Annotated in this window: 1 pseudogene; it reads left to right on the top strand. The window is 41.4% G+C overall.

What is annotated here, in order from left to right:
* Positions 1-422 precede the first annotated feature (422 nt).
* Positions 423-893: pseudogene (locus A3762_RS24580) on the top strand (cell adhesion protein); the annotation flags it as partial.

An 893-nucleotide genomic window follows, 5' to 3' on the forward strand; every position in this document is an offset into this window, starting at 1 on the left:
CCTCCGCCACAGGCGGTTAATATAGCCATTGCGGCCAACACTACTATTCGGCTAAGTCCCTTCATATACAACTCCATTATGAGGCGCCCTCAAGATACCTTGGGCATTATTTATTTTTGTTAGTTACATAAAGTCACACATTACAGGAGATCAATATAAATTTCAGGAATAAACTGATCAAAGTTAAGTGACAGGCGCCTCAAAAACACAAAGTCCGGCGGTGCTAAAGTTTTGAGTGCGGAGTTCTCATCGTCATCAAAGGATGCAATTTTTTTAGCAGGCCATAAATTAAATCAAATAGGACAAACTCATTAATTCATATAATGACGACTTGCTCGTTACTTAGTTTGCCGTTAACGTCCATGGCGCACATCGTTTTGCTGTCGTGTGCGGATTATAAAAATAAATACAAGGTAAACAGCATGACAAAAACCATTCAAAAATTTCTTAGTTTTTCAGTCCTAATTTTCTCAAGCAGTTTCGCTGCCGCAGCGCAAGATACGCTCGACTATGGCTTGTACTGGTTTGATGAAAACAACACTTCCGTCAAGGCAATTGAACAAGACGGTACAGTGAACAATGTCTCCTTAAACTACTTTGATCCAACCAAACCAACCATTATTCACTTCCATGGCTGGCAAAATGGTTCATCGCAAAACAACTACTCACGTGAAGATTTTCTATTCGATTACAACGGCGAGAACGTGATTACATCGGCAAGTTGGAAAGTGCGTGATTGGAACATTGCGTACTTTTACTGGAACCAGTTAGCTGACGAGGCAGAAGTAAAAGATGCTGAAGCGAAAATCTGGACGCCCAATGGACCGCGCGGCATGCGTTATCGTTTAAACGATGGTTCGTATCGTACAGCACTGTCACCAAACAAATCTGTT

The organism is Oleiphilus sp. HI0125 (assembly GCF_001635355.1).